The following is a 20328-nucleotide window of genomic DNA, read 5'->3' on the forward strand; positions in this document are numbered from 1 at the left end:
GTCATCGTTCTTCAATCGGTTCGGGGGTGTGTGAGTGGGAAGCGTCGTCGATCGGGTCTGCGGAGCGGGCGACCCGGACACGCAGCCCGATAACTGCAAGAGCGAGCGAGATCACCAGGCAGATCGCCCAAACCGCGACGAACGATGTGGGGGTGGAGCGGGGGACGGTCGCCCCACTATCGGAAGCTGTAGCAACGAATAGCGTCATTACGAGGGCGAACACCGCCCCGGCAGCTGCTCCTGCTGCAGTGCGCGCGGTGTTGAAGAGTGCTGAGGCGATTCCCACGGAGTCCGCAGGAGCGTTGCGAACCACGACCGCGGGAAGAACCGCAAGTAGGACACCCGCGGAGACGCCTCCGAGTGCCATTGACGCGATAAACAGCGCGGCCGCTCCGGCAAAGACAATCATGAGAGCGAAGCTCACGGCAGCTGTCGCTCCAGCGAGAGCGATTGCGCGGTGGGCGGAGATCCGTCGCACGAGCCGATCCCCGAGGAGCGTGCCGGCAAAGGCGGCCAGCGCATAGAGCACGATGATCGCACCGGCGGCGGCGGGTGGGATGCCGAGGCCGTAGCCGTCGCGCTCGCTGTCGCCGAGGAGCCAGAGGAAGCTCGCTGTTTGACCGCCGTAGGTCTGAGCGCCGAAGAGCAGCGAGGCGATGATCGGCAGTCCGATGCCACCGTGCGTGAGCATCGTGAGATCGACCAGAGGATCGGTGATCCGGCGTTCCACGACGACCCAGAGCGCCAGTACCGCCGTGCCACCGAGGGTCAGGGCGAGGGTACGCGCGTCTCCCCATCCCCAGGTGCTGGCGTTCGACACTCCTGTCAGTATCGCGAGCAGCCCAATAGTCAGCAGGACGGCTCCGACGATGTCGACGCGCCCGCGCTTTCGCACAGTGGTCTCGGGCACGAGGAACACGACAACAGGTACGCACAGGGCGATGAACACCGCGGGGACCAACAGCACGATTGCGAGCTCGCCGGTCGCGCCGAAGAGCAGGCCGGACATGAGGGAGCCGATCGCGGCGCCGAGGGTGAGCGCGCCGACGAGCACTCCGATACTTCGGCTCGCTGATCGCTCGTCTCTGGCGCGGACGATCGCGAACTCCAGGGGTAGGAAGGCCGCCAGCGGTGCCTGTAGCGCTCGCCCGAGGAGGAATACCTCGAATGTGGGTGCGAAGGCAACGACGATAGATCCCACGGCAACGAGCCCCGTTGCAATGACCAACAACCGCTTATGCCCGAACATATCGCCGAGTTTGGCCAGGATGGGAACGCAGGCGACGGTCATGAGCATGTACATCGCGCTCACCCAGTTCAGTGCACCGGCGCCGACCCCGAACTGCTGGCCGATCGCAGCGAGCAAGGGCGAGAACCAACCCTGCAGCGCGCCGCTGCCAAATTCCATGACGACGAGAAACCCGACGACACCTATTGCCGGGCGCCCACGAACGAGACTCTGCGACACGAATTGCTCCTTTGTCGATCCGATGCGATGGGTTATGTTCACCCACGAGTACGAGGAAGGCGCGTAGAATGCAGCTTTATGAACAAGGTTGACCGTTCTACGCAGTTAGCGAGTCTCGACGAGACCGATAAGAGACTGATCCAAGCACTGCAGATCAACCCCCGCGCCCGATGGGCTTCCCTCGCGCCCATCATCGGCGTCGACTCGGTAACGTTGGCCCGCCGCTGGGAACGACTGTCCGACCACGGACTCGCCTGGGTGGCCGGCCATCCAGGCCCCGGAACACGGGGGCCGTCAGCGATCCTCGAAATTGAAGCCGAACCCGGCGCCACTCTCGAGATCGCACACTCCCTCGCCGCCGACCCCGAGGCCTTCACGATCGACCACACCGCAGGAGGGCGAGACCTGCTGGCCATCGTGGGCGCGAGCGATCTCGACTCGCTGAGCGAATACATCATGGGGAGGATGCGTCGGCTCTCGGGCGTGCGCGCGACACGCACATTGCTCCTGTCCTCCCCGTTCACAGACGCCGGGCAATGGCGGCTGCGTTCCCTGTCAACCGATGAGACGTCCGCCGTCGAGCGCACCCTCGATGTGCCGACCGCCGCGCGAGGCGAGGTCGACCCGCAACTGGAAAACGCCCTCCTGCACGCGCTCGGGCAGGACGGGCGCGCCACAGTGACGAACATTGCTAGAGAGCTAGGGGTCGGGCAACGACGCGTACGCGAAGCGCTCACTACCCTCAGCACACAGGGGCGCCTGGTGGTTCGCACCGAAGTTGCTCGCGCTCACTCCGGCTGGCCGGTGCACGCGTGGTACTTCCTACGGGTCCCGGCGGGCGTCGCCGAGCGCGTGGGCTCTGCCATGACGAGGCTCGGAGAAGTACGCATGGCGGCATCGACGATCGGCCCGTACAACCTGGTGCTGTCGGTGTGGATGCGCGCACTCGCCGATGTGCAACGACTCGAGGCGGCAATCGAGGAAGGGGTGCCTGGTGTGTCGATCGCCGACCGATCGGTGGTCTTGCAGAGCCTCAAGAAAGAGGGCCGCTACCTCGGTGCCGGGGGGCTTGCAACTAACACCATGATTCCCATGCTGATCTAGATACTGCGTGAGAATCATCGGTTTCGCAGGGAAGCCTCTAATCAAGGCGGCTGCCGTACCAGCTGCCTAGCGTATGTCGTATGACGCATACGCAGCCGACTGTCGGAGTCTTCGACCTCTTCACGGTCGGGATCGGGCCCTCGAGTTCACACACCGTCGGCCCGATGAAGGCCGCCGCCGACTTCGCCGCGTCGCTCGAGGTCCGCGACCTGCTCCCGCGCGTGTCGACAGTGCGCGTCGATATCTTTGGCTCACTTGCCGCAACTGGCGCCGGGCACGGCACCTTCACCGCCGTGCTGCTGGGGCTGACGGGAGCGCGCTCCGACGAGATCACCCCCGACGAGGTCGCGGCACGGCTCGACGAAATTACACGTACCGGAACTGTCGCGCTCGGCGGACAGCATCCCGTTCCTTGCGCAGTCGAAGACTTCGTCCTCCGCCCCTTGACTGTTCACCCCCGCCACACCAATGCGTTGTCGTTCACCGCGGTCGATGCGACCGGTACTGCGCTCGCGACAGAAACCTACTTCTCGGTGGGTGGCGGGTTCATCGTCCGCGAAGGCGAGGAGCCGGGCTCGGCGTCGGCAACGGGAGACGTCCTCCCGTTGCCGTTTTCTTCCGGGGCAGAACTCCTGGCCAGGTGCGAGGAGACAGGACTCGCCGTAAGCGAGGTGATGCGTGAGAACGAGCGCGCTCGGCGGCCTGACGATGAAATCCATGCGGGCCTGCGTCACATCTGGGACGTGATGGAGTCGAGCGTGCGGTCATCGATCGGGCGCGACGGCGTGCTCCCCGGCGGCCTGAAGGTTCGGCGGCGGGCGGGTGCGTGGGCGGCGCGTCTGGCCGCGGAGGATCCCGATCACGGTCACGAACACTGGCAGCAGCGTGTGAACCTCATCGCACTCGCCGTCAACGAGGAAAACGCGAGCGGTGGGCGCGTGGTGACGGCACCGACGAACGGCGCGGCAGGCATTGTTCCGGCGGTGCTGTACTACGCCCTGCACTACACCCCCGCCGCGGCGTCCGACGGCGAAGGGGTGCGCGAGGACGTTATCGAGAGATTCCTGCTCACTGCGGCCGCGGTCGGCTCGCTCTATAAGACGAACGCCTCGATCTCCGGCGCCGAGGTCGGATGCCAAGGCGAGGTCGGGTCGGCGTCGTCGATGGCCGCGGCGGGGCTGGCCGAGATTCTCGGCGGCACGCCACGTCAGGTGGAGAATGCCGCCGAGATCGCCATGGAGCACAACCTCGGCCTCACCTGCGACCCAATCGGCGGGCTGGTGCAGGTTCCCTGCATCGAACGCAATGCGATCGCGGCATCGAAGGCCATCAATGCCGCACGGATGGCGCTGTGGGGCGACGGAGAGCACCGCGTTTCGCTCGACCAGGTGATCGCGACGATGCGCGACACCGGCGCGGACATGAGCGACAAGTACAAAGAGACTGCGCTGGGCGGCCTCGCCGTCAACGTTGTCGAGTGTTGAGAGGAACAGCAGTCATGCGCACACGTACCGTCTTCACTGGAGGGCGCGTCTTCGACGGCGTCACGACCGCGCAGGCCGATGTGGCCATTCACGGGGACCGCATCGTGGATGTCGGGATAGGGCTTGACGGCGATGAGGCGGTCGACTGCACGGGAGCCTTCATCGTCCCCGGACTCTTCGACTGCCATGTCCACATCATGGCGAGCGATTTTGACGTGGCCCGGAGCGAACAGGAGCCCTTCTCCCTCCCCTATTACGAGGCGGTGCGCAATCTTTCGCTCCTCCTCGATCAGGGCATCACCTCAGCGCGCGACGCGGCCGGAGCTGATGCCGGCGTGAAGCGCGCGATCGCGAAGAACCTCATCGAAGGACCACGACTGCAGACCGCAATCGTGATGCTTTCCCAGACCGGCGGTCACGGCGACCTGCATCTCCCCTCCGGCGGCAGTCGCTCGATGGCGATGATGATGCCACACCCGGGACGACCGCGCTCGGTCCGCGATGGAGTGGATGACGTACGCCGCGGCGTGCGGGAAATCCTGCGCGCAGGTGCCGACGCAATCAAGGTGGCGACCACCGGTGGAGTCATGTCGACGGGCGACGATCCCCGTCACGCACACTTCCGCGATGACGAGCTCGCCGTGATTGCGGAAGAGGTCGCCGCGGCGGGAACATACTTCTTCGCCCACGCCCAGGGCACGGAGGGGATCAAGGCCGCCTTGCGGCATGGAGCACGGTCGATCGAACATGGGTATCACCTCGATGACGAGGCGATCGACCTCCTGCTCCGCACTGGGGCGTGGCTCGTACCGACGCTGTCCGCCACCCAAGCGATCGTGGACGCCGCCGACCGCGGCGTGCCGATCCCCGCCGAAAGTCAGGCCCTTGCCCGAGAGGCTGTCGGCGCCCACCGGGCGAGCTTCGCTCGAGCCGTCGACGCAGGCGTCAAGGTCGCCATGGGTACAGATTCGCCGCCGTACGGCCACCCCTCCGACAGCAACCTCGACGAACTGTTGCTGATGACACAGGCGTCTGCGATGACGCCGGCGGATGCGTGGCGCGCAGCCACGGCGAACTCTGCAGCATTGCTGCGGCAGGACGACCTCGGTGCGCTCGCACCGGGAAAGATCGCCGACCTCGTCGTCGTGAACGGCGAAGTCGACGATCTTCGCGGGCTGCGCGGGCGCATCCGATCCGTCATCCTCGGCGGACGACGCGTGCGCTAACCGTTAGGCCTCACGCAGCGCCGAGGAAGGCCGTGATGGCCGACGCGGCACGAGCAGGATGCTCGTTCTCCCACGCGTGCCCGCAGCCGGCAAGCACCAGTGCATCCGCCCGACGGATCTCGTCGACCATCGACAGGGCATCCGCCATGGGCACCGCGGCGTCTTCACGTCCATGGATGACCAGCGTGCGGGCATCGATCTCGTCCAGTCGGCCGCGTGTATCGAACCCGCGCGTGGCAGCGAAACGTCGCATCAACCGATCACCACGATCCGCTCGTACTGGCGCCCCGTCCGTCGGCGCGGCAGAGGTCGCGGCAGGCACCAGGTGTGCGAGGGTGGCCCTGGCGCGCGCCTCGTCGCCACGCTCGAGTGCGAGGAGCAGATCGGCGACAGGGCCAGCGGTGCGCTTGGCGCGGAACGGGGCCTGAGAGGTCGCGCCGAGCACGAGCCCACCCAAGAGGTCTGCGTGACGGAGAGCGAAGGCCTGTGCCACCATCCCCCCGAACGATGTGCCCAGAACGTGCGCGCGCGGATATCCGAGTGCCTGGACAAGCGCAGCGAGATCATCGGCGAGATCATCGGTCGTGTACGTCGACGGTTCGAACTCGGTGTTACCACGATCTCGCTGATCGTAAGTGATGACCGTGAACGCTGATCTCAGGTGCACCCGAAGCTCGTCGAACAATTCCTGCCCGACCTGGAGCCCATGGAGGAGGAACAGCGGGGGCCCGGCACCGTCGACACGGAACGACGTGACTCCCGCGCCAGTCCGGATGACAGCTTCCCTAGCCCCCGCCATCCAAATCACCAGATCTTACGCTCGCGCGCGTCCGCGACCAGCTCGGGGTCGGGGATGAGCGTCTTCGCCGCGACCGTGGCCAGCGACTGCTGCGAGAAGTGGAACCCGAAGTCCTCGGTCACGAGCTTGCGCCACGGCCGGTTCAGGATGTTGTGCGTCGACCAGCGCGCGAACCGCGGCCGCTTCATGATGTCGCGGGCGAGCTGCCAGGCCTTGGGGAGCAGGTCCTCGCGAGGCAGCACGTCGCTGACGAGACCATACTCCAGAGCCTTGCGGGCCGGGATGCTCGTCCCGCCATAGACGGCGTAGGCTGCCCGCTTGGTGCCCATCAAGTGCTGCAGGGCGAGAGCAAGCCCGTCGCCGGGCGAGGTTCCGACCATGAAATGCGGGTCCATGAAGTCTGCATCCTCGGCGGCGAGGGTCACGTCGCACATCAGCGCGAACTCCGTGTGGATGCCCGGCCCGTTCACCACCGCGATGGTGGGGATGTCGATGTTGTTCACGAAGTTCTCGATCAGCTTCCACGCATCGATCGTCTGCTGGAAGATGTAGTCCGGAGTCTCGTCGACCAGCGGCTTGGGCCAGGTCTGACGGGGATCTCCCCGGAACCAGGCTTCCCCGGTTCCCGTGATGATCAGAACGTGGTTCTCGGGGTCGTTGCCGACGTCCTGCCACACCCGATTCCACGCGTTGTGCGCTGCCCAGTTGTGCACGTACTCGCCGCCGTCGGTGTGGAGGCGCAGCTCGAGGATGCCATCCTCTCGACGCATCTCGAAGAAATCGGCGTAGCGCTTCGAATACTCCTCCAACGGTGTGGGCGCGACGTGACCGTCCCAACCGAAGCTCGCGGTGTCAACCATGGTGAGTCCCTTCGTCGGAGCGAGCCAACCCCGCCCGTTAATGAGACACTGTATCTCGATAAGCCGGGAGTTGATTGGGTATCGCGCAAATCGCTGGGAACCGGCCCGTTCGACGAGGTTCGCGAAGGTTCAGACGCTCAATCGACGTGGTCGCGCCACAAACCGGCGACGACGAGTTCCACGATCGCCTGCGCATCCTCAGGGAGGAAAGGGCGCTCTCGGCGCAGGACGAACCACTGCACGGGACCGATGAGCATCATATTGACAAAGGGGGCCTCCGCGGGGGGCAGCTGTCCAGCCTCTGTCGCCCGGTCGAGGCGTCGCTGCAGTTCGCCGGTGCGGCGATCCAGGAGTTCTACTCCCACATGGTGAAGCCCATCGTTCCCATCGGTGCGGCGCAGGAGGATCTGGAGCACCGCGCGACCGGCAGGCGTGATGGACGCCTCGGCGAAGGATTGCAGGAAGGTCGTGAGGTCACGGACGATATCGCCGGTGTTCTCGATCTGCACAGTTGTCTCGGCGAAGTGTGTAAGTACGTCGCGGAAGAGATCGTCGCGGTTCGGCCATCGACGATAGACCGTCGCGCGCCCGACCTGTGCGCGGGAAGCAAGTTCCTCGTATTGGAGACCGTCGATACCGCTCTCGGCGACGATCTCGAGCGCCGCCGCTCGCAACCGCTCCGTGACAAGTCGAGTGCGCCCTCCGGGGCGCCGCGCACGCAAGTCATCAACCGTCATGAGGCCACCTTGTCTTCCGATGCCCCTCAGCGCAACCGCGAGCTGCAGCCGCCGAGCGACATCAGCCGATGTTAGTCGTTTCATTCATCATCGGCTCCTCGAGCGAACATTCCTTCAACAACCAGGCTTCGTACGACTGTTTCCTGCGTCGCCTACCGGTGGCAACATCGCACTCCCACAATGTCCAGAACATTCGCGACGCCCTGTCGCGCCTACTCCCGGAGTGAGCCATGACACAGAATCCCGCCAGTGCGATACGCCTCAACGAACGAGAACACGACGGATGGAGCGGACGCCTCGTCTGGTGGGTCGCGATCCTCATCGTCGCGAACACCCTTGTCGACACCGTGATCGTCGCTCCCTTGCTCGTGCTGCCGCAGATGGCCGAGTTCTTCGGCACGGATCAGAGCGCCTGGCTCAACGCGAGCGCCGTTCTGGCGGGGGCGATGTGGGCACCGCTCTTGGGTAAAAGCGCCGATATCTACGGCAAGCGCCGCGTCCTCGTGCTCGCGCTGCTCGCCGGCGGTGTCGGCGCTCTCATCTGCCTCGTCGCCCCCAACATCGGGATCTTTTTGCTCGGTCGTGTCATCCAGGGCACGGCGGTGGGCTCGGTCTTCATCACCGTCGTTTACATCCGACAAATGTTCCCCACCCGGGTCGGCATGACGTCCGTCGGTATCGTCACCTCCGGCTCGGCGATCCTTGGAATCGCGTCGCCCTTCCTCTTCGAAGCGGTCGTCAACGCATTCGACTTCCGCGCGGTGTTCGTCGTGTCCGCTACCCTCGCGTTCGTAGCGGCGATCTCGGTGCGCGTGTTCCTGCCCGAATCGCCCGTTCATGCTCGCAGTCGACTCGATGTGCTTGGCGCCATACTGCTCGGGTTGGGTCTCGCAGGTGTTCTGGCCTACATCAGCCTTGGGCCCACCGCAGGATGGACGAACGCCGGACTGGTGGTCATACTTCTGATCGGCGTCACGCTTCTGACGGCCTGGGTGTTCTCCGCACTGCGCACCCCACAACCTGTGGTCGATCTGCGCCGGCTGACGCGGCCGATGGTTGCGATGCTCTTGGTCGTCGTGCTCGGCACCGGGGCATACCAAGCGCTGCTGCAGCTGATGGGCCTGATCGGACAAACGCCGCCCGAGGCCGGCCTCGGCTACGGTCTCGCAGGAGAATCGAGCTCACTCGGTCTCATGTTCGCGCTCCCCGCACTGGGCGCGGCGATCGGAGGAATCTTTGCCGGCTGGCTCGGCGCCCGCATCGGCCCTGCACGCACGCTCGCCGGCGGTGCCTTCATCGGCCTGGGATCGGGTTTCGGCCTCCTCTTGTCCACTGGGTCCTTCCTACCCGCGGCCATCTGCGCCGGCCTGCTCGGACTAACTGCCGGAGCGCTCGTCACCTCCGGCTTCAACCTCGCGACCACGCTCGTGCCGGAGGAGAGACAGGGCGTCGTCGCCTCCCTCGTGCAGGTGATGCTCGGCGTCGGGTCTGTCGTGATGAACATCGTCGGCGGGAGTATCCTGAGCGCCACCACGATTCCTGACAGCTCGGGACCGTCGGCAGCCGGGGTGAACATGTACATCATTGTGATGCTTGGCGCGTTCGCTGTCGCAACCGCGATCGCCCTGGGGCTATCTCGACACATCCGCTGGACGACCCGGACGGACAGCTCTCACTGAGTCCAGCACCCGAGTTCTTCGTGCGGCGCTATTCAGCTCTAGGGACGCGGCGTTGCATCCATAACTGTCGGCAACGCGAACGGCGCGATCTATCCGGGATCCGAACAGAAAAGCGCTGCGCAACCCGGTCCTCGTCACCGAAAGGGGGCGAGGACCGGGAACGATGCTTTCCGACCTCAGCTGGGCGATCGCGGCGTCCCGGATGGTGTCGGCGGCGTGGCAGTACTCGGAGCAAAACATGGGGTGAGATCCGTTCACGAATCTCACCGGCAGCTAGTGCGTAAGTAGCACCTTCACGATGCCTATTGCTAGAGCAACAAAAGCCAGAGCCACGCCAGCCCAGAGAGCCCTAAGCGTGAGAGCCACACCACTGAACCGCTGCATGAACAGTCCGACGAACCCGATGCGTACGGCGAGGATGAGGATCGCGGATGTCTGCACCCATATAGGTGGCACCCATCCCAGCCACGCCACAAGGTAAAGCGCGGCTGGGATCAGTGCTGCCGTCGCAATCGGGCGGGCCGTCGCGAGTACCTCGCGCACGACCTCGCGACTAGCTGGATGCTCCGATTCGTCGACACCCTGCCCGAGACCGTGGGAGACGACGTGTGCGAGTACGTGAGCAAGGAATGTCAGAAAGCCGGTGGCCAGCACCGCACCAACTGCTGCCCCATGGCGAATCTGCTCGGGACCCACTGCGATGGCGGCGCTCAAAACGGTGATGTTCCCGTACACATAAGACGAGAGCCATTCACGTGCCCGCCCTACCGGGATATTTGTTCGCTGGCGACGATCTCGGTGATGCTTGCGGTCTCGACCGTGGATATCGTTCTGCCTGTCGCGAGAACGGAATCGCATGTGGATAGTTCCTTTCTGGGATGGGTCACGTACTCGCGGCGGAGACGAGGATGCGGGCTAGTGCTTAGCGGAGCCAGGTGCGAGCCCCGCGTGAAACGCCAGAATCACCGCCTGGACGCGGTCGCGGGCGCCGATCTTGTTGAAAATCCGTCCTACGTTGCTCTTCACGGTCGATTCCGCGAGGTGCAGCGTCGCAGCGATCTCGGAGTTCGTAGCTCCGCGCGCGATCTCGACGAAGATCTCATGCTCACGGGCGCTCAGCCGCGTAGTGGCGGCTTTTGCTGACAAGTTCTGTGGCTCCTGTTGGGATAGCCCACCCGCCAAGCGCGAGAGCAGGCGCCTGGTCGCGCTCGGTGCGATCACGGCATCACCTGCCGCTACGGAGCGGATGGCCGAAAGGATATCGCCAGGCTCCGAGTCTTTCGTCAGGAATCCGCTCGCTCCGGCTTCCAGCCCCTCGATCACATACTCGTCGAGATCGAAGGTCGTTAGGAGAAGCACCCGGGCCTCGGGAACATCCGCGACGATCTGTCTGGTCGCCTCAATCCCATCCATACCGGGCATCCGTACGTCCATGACGACAATGTCGGGACGCAGACGGAGCGCTTGGCGGACCGCATCCGAACCATCCACCGCCTCACCCACGACCTCGAGCCCGTCTTGCCCGGTGAGGAACATCCGCATGCCCATCCGGTGCAGCGCTTGGTCATCAACGAGAAGTACTTTCATCGAATTCACCGCCCTCGTTCGGGATCACCGCGCTGACCAGCCAGCCGGCGGCGGTCGCACCTGTGTGGAACACGCCCCCGAGCGCGTCGACACGTTCCCTCATGCCGACGAGACCGTGGCCATCGGTCGACACCGCGGGTTGACCTGCGCCAGGCACGGCGCCGCGGTCCGCGATTGATACAACCACTTCTTGGGCGCTAACGACGACACGCACCGTGACGGCGGTGCCTTCTCCGCCGTGACGCAGCGAGTTCGTGAGCGCCTCCTGGATGATGCGATACACCGCCAACTGGTGAGCTCGCGGCAACCTATGGAGGTCGCCGCGACGTTCGTCATCGATTTGGAGACCTGCGCTTCGCACCGTGTCGATCAAGGCGCTCAGGCGAGAGAGGTCCGGTTGAGGCGACAGTGGGGCGGGAGCATCACTATCGCCTGAGCGCAGAAGCCGAAGGACTTGCCGTAGTTGACTGACTGATGCCCGGCTCACCTGGCCTATGGCGGCGAAGGCGCGTTCCGCTTCGTTTGGCGACGACCGCAAGACGTTCTGTCCACCCGCGGCCAAAGACGCGATGACAGATAGGTCGTGCCCGATGAGGTCGTGCATCTCACGAGAGATCCGCGACCGTTCTTCTGCCGCGGCTTCTCGCGCGACGTCAGCGCGGCGCCGCTGTTGCGCCTCCCGGGTACTGCGCAACTGCCTTCCCGCAAGGAGCGCGGCCGCGCTCATCGCGACAACTGGCAGCATTGCCGCGCCCCGTTCACCGAGCGCGAGCATCCCGGGCGAGGCTGCGCCCGCGAACGCGACGAGAGCCAAGATGCCGATCAGCGCCGAGCTAGCCGCGAGCGCGTCAGACCGCCTTAGCCCTACGTGGTACAGGAGGACCCAAATCGCGAGGTACCCCCATGGCGAAGGCTCCCCGATGAGTGCACTCGCCACGCCGCCAATGGTGAGCGCGGCGGTTGCCACGACGAGAGCGACAAACGGAGCCCGGCGACGAAAAGCGACAGCGCCGCAGGCGGCGAACAGGAACGGCGCCCCGACGGGTGACAGACCCGCCGAGGCGCTCGTACATGCGAGGGCAATCAGGATGGTGAGCGCAGCGTCCCAAACCAGAGGATGCGCAGCGTCGAAGGCACGTAGTCCCTCTCGTCGTGTCACGCTCACCCTCCGCTTAGCCGTCGAACTTCTTCAAGCGCCACCATGCCAGGCCGCCGAGGGCAGTCAACCACGTCAAGAGGATGATGATCGCCGTAGCGGCCCCGTACGGTTCCGTGCTCATCCCACCGGATCGCATGATGTTGATCGCTGCAAGCGGCATGTAGTCGGTAATGCTGGACAAGGGCTCGGGGAGGAACGCCGGCAGGATTTGGGGTCCCATTTGGAACAGGCCGAAGTACAGGCAGATCGCTCCCGCAGCGTTGCGCAATAGCCACCCCAGCAGCACGCCGAACAAAGCCCCGTAAGGCAACATGAGCGTGCCGCCAAGCACTCCCCACCACATCTCCGGAGCGAAGAGAGACATCCCCACGGCCGATGGAACCGTCCCCATCGCCTGGAGCAGCAGATAGAGGAGGACGGTGGTGGCGAAGGCGAGGACTGTGGAGATCCCGGTGACGACTGCAGCTTTCGCAAGCATCACGCCTGTGCGGCGGGGCGCGGTGGTCAGACTCGTGCGGATCGAGCCGCTTGCATATTCGGTGGTAACGCTGAGTACGCCAAAAACGACAAGCACAAGCATTCCGGCCGGATAGATACCTGTCCAGCCGAACGGGATGTGTCCTGCGTCGGCACCTCCCAGGGTCGTGCCGTCGATGATCATGTAGGAACAGAGCCCGATCGTCAGCGCGAAGGCGGCCGCCAACGTCACCCAGAGCGATCGAATTGTCCATAGTTTGCGCCATTCAGACCGCAGTAGTCCGACGCCGGTGATGCGCTCGCGGTCACGCGCTGCGGAAAAGGTTGGGACGGTGACTGCGGTCATCATGCTGCGGCCTCCTCCTGGGACGAGTACTCGACCGCGTTTCGGGTGATCTGCATGAATGCCTCCTCGAGTGACGCCCTTTCTGCGGATAGGGCGTACAGCGTGGCTCCCTGACCTGCCGCGATATGGCCGACTTCCCGCGCCGAGAAGCCGCTGATGAAGAGAGTGTCCTCACCTGACCGTCGAACCTCGACCCCGGATCGTTGGATCACATCAGCGAGACGCGACGCATCAGGACTCACGACGCGTGTGGTCTCCGGCGCCACCGACTCGATGACATCTTCGACGGTTCCCGCCGCGAGCAGGCGGCCTTGCCCGATCACGACGAGGTCCTTCGCGATCAAGGAGAGCTCGCTCATTAGATGTGAGGAAAGAAACACGGTTCGCCCCTCAGCGGCAAGTCGTACCAGGAGATGACGGAGCCAGAGCACCCCATCTGGATCGAGGCCGTTGACCGGTTCGTCGAGCACGAGAGTGGCCGGGTCCCCCAGAAGAGCCGTGGCGATGCCGAGCCGTTGGCTCATGCCCAACGAGAACCCACCCGCTCGTTTGTTTGCGACGGCTCCGAGGCCCACCATCTCGAGGACCTCGATTGCCCTTGCGCGGGCGATGTTATGTGTCTCGGCGACGACGAGGAGATGGTTGAGGGCGGTGCGCCCGGGATTCACCGCCCTCGCGTCGAGCATCACGCCAAGGTGGCGAATTGGGTCGGGAAGGTCTTGATACCGGCGTCCGCCGACGGTGATGCGACCATCTGTGGGTCGGTCGAGACCGACGAGCATGCGCATAGTGGTGGATTTGCCCGCTCCGTTGGGCCCGAGGAAGCCCGTGACGACGCCCGGACGAACGGTGAAGGTGAGGTTATCGACGACGGTCTTTTCGCCGTACCTTTTGGTGAGGTGGTGACTGGTGATCATGTCATCAATCCTGTTCTCTTCCTGTTCGCTCGACATCTCACTGCGGTACCGCGCACTACCTCCCGTGGTACCCCTCCGGCATCCTCATGTCACAGTCGACTGAGGCTCGCTGGGCACGAAGGTGCGCGAGCCAACGCACCCCGTAGGCGCCGACAAATGCCCTGATGCCGTCGATCATGGTGGGGCGGAGCCGCTCTCGGTTTACCGCAAGCAGGTTCGGCTGTTCGCTGAACGCCAGAAGCGCGGTGAGCGCGAAGAAGTGGCCCGTCGTGCGTCGCGGGTCTTCGGCATCGAGGAGCCCGAGGTCGGCGAAATGCCTGATGCGTTCCGCGATGGCGTTCTCAGCCGTCGCAGTCTCGATGTCGTCAGCAGTGGCCGAGACTCGCCAGCGTCGCTAAGCGACCAAGGCCCAGACGGCGCCCGCCCAGCAAAGAACGTTCGCGCCACTTTTGCCAACTCTCGTGAGACAGATGACTAGATGGGGCGTCCCCGCTTTCGCATGATCTCGCGGTTGCGCTGTCTCACGTCATGACAGATCCAGTGAGATCGGACAACATGTCCGATCTCACGAAGTTGCCGGAGCCGCACGGACGCTGTCGGAGCGCCTCACGAAAGTGACGGAGTCTCAGGAAGCCTGTCTGATCGCGGTGGCGCCATCTCCCGGCCGCACCCATCGTTTGCGGCGACTGGCCTCACACCGACCTGAGACGGCCGCCGATAAAGCCCCTGACGGCCGAGTATCGCTGAGGGCCTCTGGCGGCGTCGATGGCTGGCGTCTCGGGCCGTTCGCAGACTTCTAGGACGAAGAAGAGAGCGCTAGCGGGTGGTCTGGTACCCGACACCGGTGGCCGTCCAACGAGAGGTGACTACTGATGTTGACGATCGCGCATCTCAGCGATCCGCACCTTGATCTTTCGAGTGATCGGGAGCCACGCTTCGCGGCTGTTCTGCGTCAGGTCAAGGGCCTTCCGGCCGTCGACGCGCTTGTTGTCAGCGGCGACCTTGCGGACCACGGGCTGGTGGAAGAGTACGAGAGTTTCTTCGCGCACCTTCCGCCCGACCTGCCGGTACTGGTGGGGGCCGGCAATCATGATCTCTCCGAACCGCTGTCCGCTGCGCTGACATCGGCGGGAATGTCGTCGCAACCCAACGCCATTCTGCAGCTCGATGGTGCGACCATCATCGGGCTGGACTCGCACATCGACGGTCGTGATGACGGACTTCTCACTGGGGCCACTATGGGCTTCGCTCGCGACGCGATTCGTGAGGCTTCCGGGCCCGTGGTTCTCATGTTGCACCACCCGCCGGTTCCCATCGGGCATCACATCGTGGACGAGCACTTCGCACTCGCGAACCCGCAAGACCTGGAGCTGCTCATCCGGGAGTCTCCGGCAGTGATCGCTGTCTTCACGGGCCACGTGCACGCCGCGTTCACAGCGATGTTTGCGGGAGTACCAGTTCTGGGTAGCCCCGGCATCGTGTCCACGATGCGTCTCGGCAGCCGGACGAACCCCATCGCAGATTTCGACGCCATGCCAGGGTTCGCGCTCCACTCGATTGACCGGCAGAACGTCAGGACGGTGTTTCACTACCTCACACCAAAGGATCTATGACCGTCCTCGCGGCGGTTCTTCTCCTCCTACCCTTCGTTCTCTCGCCGGGTGCGAGCTTTGCACTTACCCTCAGCGGCGCTGCAGGCGGTGACCGCACGGCAGGTCTGCGCGTCGGGATAGGCACATCGATCGGTATCGCTCTGATCGCGGCTGTGGCCGGACTGAGCGAGTGGGGCATTTCGTCGCGGCCAACGAGCTGATCCGCGCGTGGTTTGAGATCATCGGCGGTCTATTGCTGATCGGCTTCGGCACCTTGCCCCTCCTCAAGTCGTGGCGGGGGCGGAAGAAGGGCGGCTCTCCCCGGAGTGCCACACATCCCACCCGACTCGTCCTGTGGTCGCCGCCGTCCATGTTGCGATGCTTCTCGGGTGGCTCGCTCTCGTCGCCGCGCTCGTCGCGAAGGTCCCGGCGATCGCGAATCGACCCCGGATCATGACCGTGCTTCAGGCTGTGGCGACCGGGTTCTTGGTCGTGTGGGGAGTCCAGAGCTGCGTCGCGGGAATTGCCACACTGTTCGCGTGACAAACGGTAGATTGCGCGGTCAGCCCATCTGCCGAAAGTGATCGATTCCGGCAGCACTATCAGCAGCGCACCACTCGCCCGTCGTTCCGGGAAGCTGTGTCTCACCAACCGACAACTCTCGTGAGATCGGACACGGGGGCCGTCTCCTATGCTGGCCCGATGGCTGCCGCATCCGAAGAGATCACTTCTTCGTTGGTTCGTTCCGTCGTATCGGAGCAGTTCCCTCAGTGGGCGGAGTTGCCGATCCGCCCGGTGGAGGTTCAGGGGTGGGACAACCGCACCTTCCGGCTGGGTGACCGACTGACTGTGCGCCTCCCGAGCGCTGACGGCTACGTCGCCGGCCTCGTCCGGGAAGAGCACACCCTCGCGATCCTCGGCTCCCGCTTTCGCGTCGCGATCCCCCGCGTGGTGGCGACAGGGGCCCCCTCGGCGGTGTTCAACCGACCTTGGTCCGTTCGCGAGTGGATTGAGGGGCATACGTTGACCTCGGTGGAAACGCGCGAGCGAGAGAACGTCATCAGTAGCGTGGGCGACGCCCTGAGGGAGTTGCAGGCCTGCGACACGGTCGGAGGCCCCTGGGCGGGAAGCGCATCTGCCTACCGCGGCTGCCACATCAGCGCGGTTGGCGAGGACGTGCAGGGCCGGCTCCCCCTCCTGGCCGGGCGCCACGCTGAGGGATGCCGGGCACTCTGGGATGCGGCCGTCACCACGGTGTGGACCGAGCCGCCGGTGTGGGTCCATGGCGATGTCGCGCCAGGGAACATGTTGTTCGATGGCAGCGGCCAATTGACGGCGCTCATCGACTTCGGACAGACGTGCGTCGGTGATCCCGCCAGCGACCTGGCCTTCGCGTGGTTGAGTTGCAGTTCTCGCGAACGGGATCGACTGCACGACCGGCTTGAGCTGCCGGAGGATGCCTGGCTACGAGGAGCTGCCTGGGCGTTGTGGAAGGCCCTCATCAGCTCTCCCGAAGAGATGCTCACCAAATATGGGCGCTCACGTGATGCCGTGCTGAGCGACGTGGCCAGCCTGATGGCGGGATGAGGACGACGCGCTTTTCCGTGCCTCCCGCCAGCGATCGGTGAAGGCTGGCGCCCGCGGCGTCACATCGCGCACGCCGGGACCTTCGACCCTGGCCGTGAGTGCGCGGGCATCGGATGGTGGGGAGTATCTCGTCGCGGCATCTCGTCTGCGGCACTATGCGAAGGATTCCCATGACTGCTCTGCAGACTCCCCCCGCGCGATCGACTGAATCCTCCCCGGCCGCGAAGGGAGACGAGACGCGCGTCGTGACAACCGCGAGCGGGCGACGATGGCTCGCGGTGCTGAGGCTGGCCACCGGCTTCATCTTCTTCTGGGCCTTCCTGGACAAGACGTTCGGCCTCGGCTATTCGACGCCGCCGGAACGGGCCTGGATATCCGGTGGCACACCGAGCCAGGGCTTCCTCAACAGCGACTCCGTCATCGGTCCGCTGAAGCCGTTCTTCGCGTCGATCGCCAGCCCGGTGAGCGATGTGCTCTTCATGGTCGCGATGCTCGCGATCGGTGTGGCCGTGCTCCTCGGCGTGGGGCTTCGCGTCAGCGCTGTCGTGGGCACGATCCTCATGCTCGCCATGTACCTCGCGGAGTGGCCCTTCGGTGCCAACGCAGCGTCGACGAACCCGCTGGTCGATTACCACATCATCTACGCGCTCGCCCTGATCGTCATCGCGGTCCTCGCGGCCGGAGACACGTGGGGCTTCGGTCGCCAGTGGAGGGCGCTCCACATCGTTCAGCACAACCGTTGGCTCGTCTGACATGAGCGCCCACGAACCGACCGCATCCATCACCGATCGCGGAACCGCAGCGTTCTCGTTTCGCGAAGACCGCGAACTCGGCGATGAGACGTTCGCGCACCTCGACGCCTGGTGGCGCGCAGCGAACTACCTCTCCGTCGGGCAGATCTATCTGCTCGACAACCCCCTCCTCCTCGATCCGCTCACGCGAGAGCACATCAAGCCCCGACTCCTCGGTCACTGGGGAACGACTCCCGGGCTCAACTTCCTCTACGCGCACCTGAACCGGGTGATCAGGGAGCGAGAGATCAGCACCATCTACATCACCGGCCCCGGACACGGCGGACCAGGCATGGTCGCCAACACCTACCTGGACGGCACCTACTCCGAGCTCTACTCCGACATCGATCAGAGCGCGGACGGCATGCGGAAGCTCTTCCGCCAGTTCTCGTTCCCCGGCGGCATCCCCAGCCATGCATCGGCGGATACGCCCGGCTCGATCCACGAGGGTGGTGAGCTCGGCTACGCCCTCTCCCACGCCTACGGTGCCGCCTTCGACAACCCCGACCTGCTCGTGGCCGCGGTGATCGGCGATGGGGAAGCGGAGACAGGGCCGCTGGCGACCAGTTGGCATTCCAACAAGTTCCTCAATCCGCTGACGGATGGGGTGGTGCTGCCGATCCTGCACCTGAACGGATACAAGATCGCGAACCCGACGGTGCTGGCGCGGATTCCCGAGGAAGAGCTCCTGAGCCTCATGCGCGGCTACGGACACACGCCCTACCTCGTGTCGGGCGGCTTCGACGGCGAGGATCCGATGGCTGTGCATCGCCGAATGGCGGAGACGCTCGACGCGGCACTTAACCAGATCGCGGAGATCAAGGCGTGGGCTGCGGCGGGGACCCTGCAGGAGCGGCCCGCGTGGCCGATGATCATCCTGCGCACTCCGAAGGGCTGGACCTGCCCGACCGAGATCGACGGGCTGCCGGCGGAGAACAACTGGCGCTCTCACCAGGTGCCGCTCGCCAGCGCGCGCGACACACCGGAGCACCTCGAGGTTCTCGACGGATGGCTCCGGTCCTACCGGCCGGAGGAACTGTTCGACGAGTTCGGCGCACCGGTGGCGCTGATCACCGACCTCGCTCCTTCGGGGGATCTGCGGATGAGCGCGAACCCGGTCGCGAACGGCGGTGTCCTTCGACGCGATCTCGTGCTCCCGGACTTCCGCGACTATGCGGTCGACGTCCCTGCTCCCGGCGCGACGGTGAACGAGGCCACGCGTGTGCTCGGCGGGTGGCTGACGGATGTCATCCGGGCCAACCCCGACAACTTCCGCATCTTCGGACCCGACGAGACGGCGTCGAATCGCCTCGGGGCCGTGCTCGAGGTCACCGACAAGCAGTGGAATGCCGACTACCTGCCCTCCGACGAGCATCTGGCCCGTGCCGGTCGAGTCATGGAGATGCTCAGCGAGCACCAGTGCGAAGGGTGGCTGGAGGGATATCTGTTGACCGGGCGTCACGGCCTCTTCAACACGTACGAGGCGTTCGTGCACATCGTCGGCTCGATGTTCAATCAGCACGCCAAGTGGCTGAAGACGAGCAAGGAGATCCCGTGGCGCCGCCCGATCGCCTCGCTCAACTACCTGCTGTCGTCACACGTGTGGCGGCAAGACCATAACGGCACGTCCCATCAGGACCCCGGCTTCATCGACCACGTGGTGAACAAGAAGGCCGACGTGGTGCGTGTGTATCTGCCTTTCGATGCCAACACGCTGCTCTCCGCGTACGACCACTGCCTACGCAGCGTCGACTACGTCAACGTCGTCGTGGCGGGCAAGCAACCCACGTTCAACTGGCTCAGCATGGACCGTGCCGTCGAACACATGACCCGGGGTGTCGGCATCTTCGAGTGGGCCGGAACCGAAGTCGCCGGCGAGAAGCCCGACGTGGTGCTCGGCTGCGCCGGTGACGTGCCGACGCTCGAAGTGCTGGCCGCGGCGTCCCTGCTGCGCGAGGCGATCCCCGACCTCAAGGTCAGAGTCGTCAACGTCGTCGATCTGATGCGCCTCGTCAGCGAGGGCGAACACCCGCACGGGATGAGCGACCGCGAATACGATGCCATCTTCACGACCGATCGACCGGTCATCTTCGCCTACCACGGCTATCCCTGGCTGATCCACCGGCTGACCTACCGGCGGGCGGGGCACGCTGACCTGCACGTTCGCGGATACAAGGAGGAAGGCACGACGACCACACCCTTCGACATGGTCATGCTCAACGACATCGACCGCTATCGCCTCGTCATCGACGTCCTCGATCGCGTCCCCGGACTCGGCGAACGATACTCCGGGCTTCGCCAGCGCATGCAGGACTCCCGAGTGCGCGCCCGCGCCTACACGCGGGAACACGGTGAGGACATCCCCGAGGTGGCCGATTGGACGTGGACGGCGGGTCCGGAGTCGCACGCGCGCGAAGTGAACACCGGCGTCGGAGGCCCGAACACGGGCAGCGAACCTCAGTGAGACGAACGGCCCCGGGCCGGCAGTCCGGCTGTCGCCTCCGCGCCGTGGATC

At 65.0% G+C, this 20328-nt stretch carries 18 protein-coding genes; 9 read left to right on the top strand and 9 right to left on the bottom strand.

The annotated features are described in order from the left end of the window. Nucleotide 1: 1 nt before the first annotated feature. On the bottom strand, nt 2–1468 hold the full coding sequence (locus MRBLWO12_RS19255; RefSeq protein WP_363558427.1) for an MFS transporter: 1467 nt from the start codon (nt 1466–1468) through the stop codon (nt 2–4). Nucleotides 1469–1546: 78 nt separating this feature from the next. On the opposite strand from MRBLWO12_RS19255, the gene MRBLWO12_RS19260 reads away from it, so the two are divergent. From MRBLWO12_RS19260 to MRBLWO12_RS19270, 3 genes are all read left to right on the top strand, one after another. Beyond that, entirely contained in the window at nt 1547–2572 is a 1026-nt protein-coding gene (locus MRBLWO12_RS19260) for an Lrp/AsnC family transcriptional regulator (RefSeq protein WP_363558429.1), read from the top strand. Between the two features lie 80 nt (nt 2573–2652). Continuing rightward, nucleotides 2653–4056 (top strand): L-serine ammonia-lyase, encoded by a 1404-nt coding sequence (locus tag MRBLWO12_RS19265; protein ID WP_363558431.1) that lies wholly within the window; start codon nt 2653–2655, stop codon nt 4054–4056. Nucleotides 4057–4070: 14 nt separating this feature from the next. Continuing rightward, entirely contained in the window at nt 4071–5282 is a 1212-nt protein-coding gene (locus MRBLWO12_RS19270; protein ID WP_363558433.1) for a metal-dependent hydrolase family protein, read from the top strand. Between the two features lie 10 nt (nt 5283–5292). Here MRBLWO12_RS19270 and MRBLWO12_RS19275 read toward each other — a convergent pair whose 3' ends face one another. The 3 genes from MRBLWO12_RS19275 to MRBLWO12_RS19285 all read right to left on the bottom strand — a co-directional run bounded on the left by MRBLWO12_RS19275 (nt 5293) and on the right by MRBLWO12_RS19285 (nt 7762). Beyond that, nucleotides 5293–6081, bottom strand: coding sequence for an alpha/beta fold hydrolase (locus MRBLWO12_RS19275; RefSeq protein WP_363558435.1), 789 nt, complete (start codon nt 6079–6081; stop codon nt 5293–5295). Nucleotides 6082–6086: 5 nt separating this feature from the next. Continuing rightward, nucleotides 6087–6941 (bottom strand): enoyl-CoA hydratase/isomerase family protein, encoded by an 855-nt coding sequence (locus MRBLWO12_RS19280; RefSeq protein ID WP_247955618.1) that lies wholly within the window; start codon nt 6939–6941, stop codon nt 6087–6089. 137 nt (nt 6942–7078) lie between these two features. Then, entirely contained in the window at nt 7079–7762 is a 684-nt protein-coding gene (locus tag MRBLWO12_RS19285; protein ID WP_363558437.1) for a TetR/AcrR family transcriptional regulator, read from the bottom strand. Between the two features lie 146 nt (nt 7763–7908). Here MRBLWO12_RS19285 and MRBLWO12_RS19290 point away from each other — a divergent pair, with 146 nt between their 5' ends. Beyond that, entirely contained in the window at nt 7909–9357 is a 1449-nt protein-coding gene (locus MRBLWO12_RS19290; RefSeq protein ID WP_363558439.1) for an MFS transporter, read from the top strand. Between the two features lie 273 nt (nt 9358–9630). Here MRBLWO12_RS19290 and MRBLWO12_RS19295 read toward each other — a convergent pair whose 3' ends face one another. From MRBLWO12_RS19295 to MRBLWO12_RS19315, 5 genes are all read right to left on the bottom strand, one after another. Further along, nucleotides 9631–10071, bottom strand: coding sequence for a hypothetical protein (locus MRBLWO12_RS19295; RefSeq protein WP_363558441.1), 441 nt, complete (start codon nt 10069–10071; stop codon nt 9631–9633). A gap of 201 nt (nt 10072–10272) precedes the next feature. Continuing rightward, nucleotides 10273–10944, bottom strand: coding sequence for a response regulator transcription factor (locus tag MRBLWO12_RS19300; RefSeq protein WP_363558666.1), 672 nt, complete (start codon nt 10942–10944; stop codon nt 10273–10275). After that, nucleotides 10925–12103, bottom strand: a complete 1179-nt coding sequence (locus MRBLWO12_RS19305; RefSeq protein WP_363558443.1) for a sensor histidine kinase — start codon at nt 12101–12103, stop codon at nt 10925–10927. The genes MRBLWO12_RS19300 and MRBLWO12_RS19305 overlap by 20 nt, the downstream gene beginning before the upstream one ends. A gap of 13 nt (nt 12104–12116) precedes the next feature. Further along, on the bottom strand, nt 12117–12929 hold the full coding sequence (locus MRBLWO12_RS19310; protein ID WP_363558445.1) for an ABC transporter permease: 813 nt from the start codon (nt 12927–12929) through the stop codon (nt 12117–12119). Beyond that, a complete protein-coding gene (locus MRBLWO12_RS19315) occupies nt 12926–13843 on the bottom strand; it encodes an ATP-binding cassette domain-containing protein (protein WP_247957580.1) in 918 nt (305 codons plus the stop codon). Before MRBLWO12_RS19315 ends, MRBLWO12_RS19310 begins: the two co-directional genes overlap by 4 nt. Before the next feature lie 872 nt (nt 13844–14715). On the opposite strand from MRBLWO12_RS19315, the gene MRBLWO12_RS19320 reads away from it, so the two are divergent. The 5 genes from MRBLWO12_RS19320 (at nt 14716) to MRBLWO12_RS19340 (ending at nt 20277) form a co-directional block, all read left to right on the top strand. Further along, nucleotides 14716–15456 carry a metallophosphoesterase family protein gene (locus MRBLWO12_RS19320; protein WP_363558447.1) on the top strand — a complete coding sequence of 247 codons (741 nt, stop codon included), beginning with the start codon at nt 14716–14718 and terminating at the stop codon, nt 15454–15456. A gap of 333 nt (nt 15457–15789) precedes the next feature. Beyond that, on the top strand, nt 15790–15978 hold the full coding sequence (locus MRBLWO12_RS19325) for a hypothetical protein (RefSeq protein WP_363558449.1): 189 nt from the start codon (nt 15790–15792) through the stop codon (nt 15976–15978). A 159-nt stretch (nt 15979–16137) separates the two neighbouring features. After that, nucleotides 16138–17022 carry a phosphotransferase gene (locus MRBLWO12_RS19330; protein WP_363558451.1) on the top strand — a complete coding sequence of 295 codons (885 nt, stop codon included), beginning with the start codon at nt 16138–16140 and terminating at the stop codon, nt 17020–17022. A gap of 245 nt (nt 17023–17267) precedes the next feature. Beyond that, nucleotides 17268–17774 (top strand): DoxX family protein, encoded by a 507-nt coding sequence (locus tag MRBLWO12_RS19335; protein WP_363558453.1) that lies wholly within the window; start codon nt 17268–17270, stop codon nt 17772–17774. 1 nt (nt 17775) lies between these two features. Continuing rightward, nucleotides 17776–20277 carry a phosphoketolase family protein gene (locus MRBLWO12_RS19340; RefSeq protein ID WP_363558455.1) on the top strand — a complete coding sequence of 834 codons (2502 nt, stop codon included), beginning with the start codon at nt 17776–17778 and terminating at the stop codon, nt 20275–20277. Nucleotides 20278–20328: the final 51 nt, after the last annotated feature.

It is taken from the genome of Microbacterium sp. LWO12-1.2, from assembly GCF_040675875.1.
GTDB lineage: Bacteria > Actinomycetota > Actinomycetes > Actinomycetales > Microbacteriaceae > Microbacterium.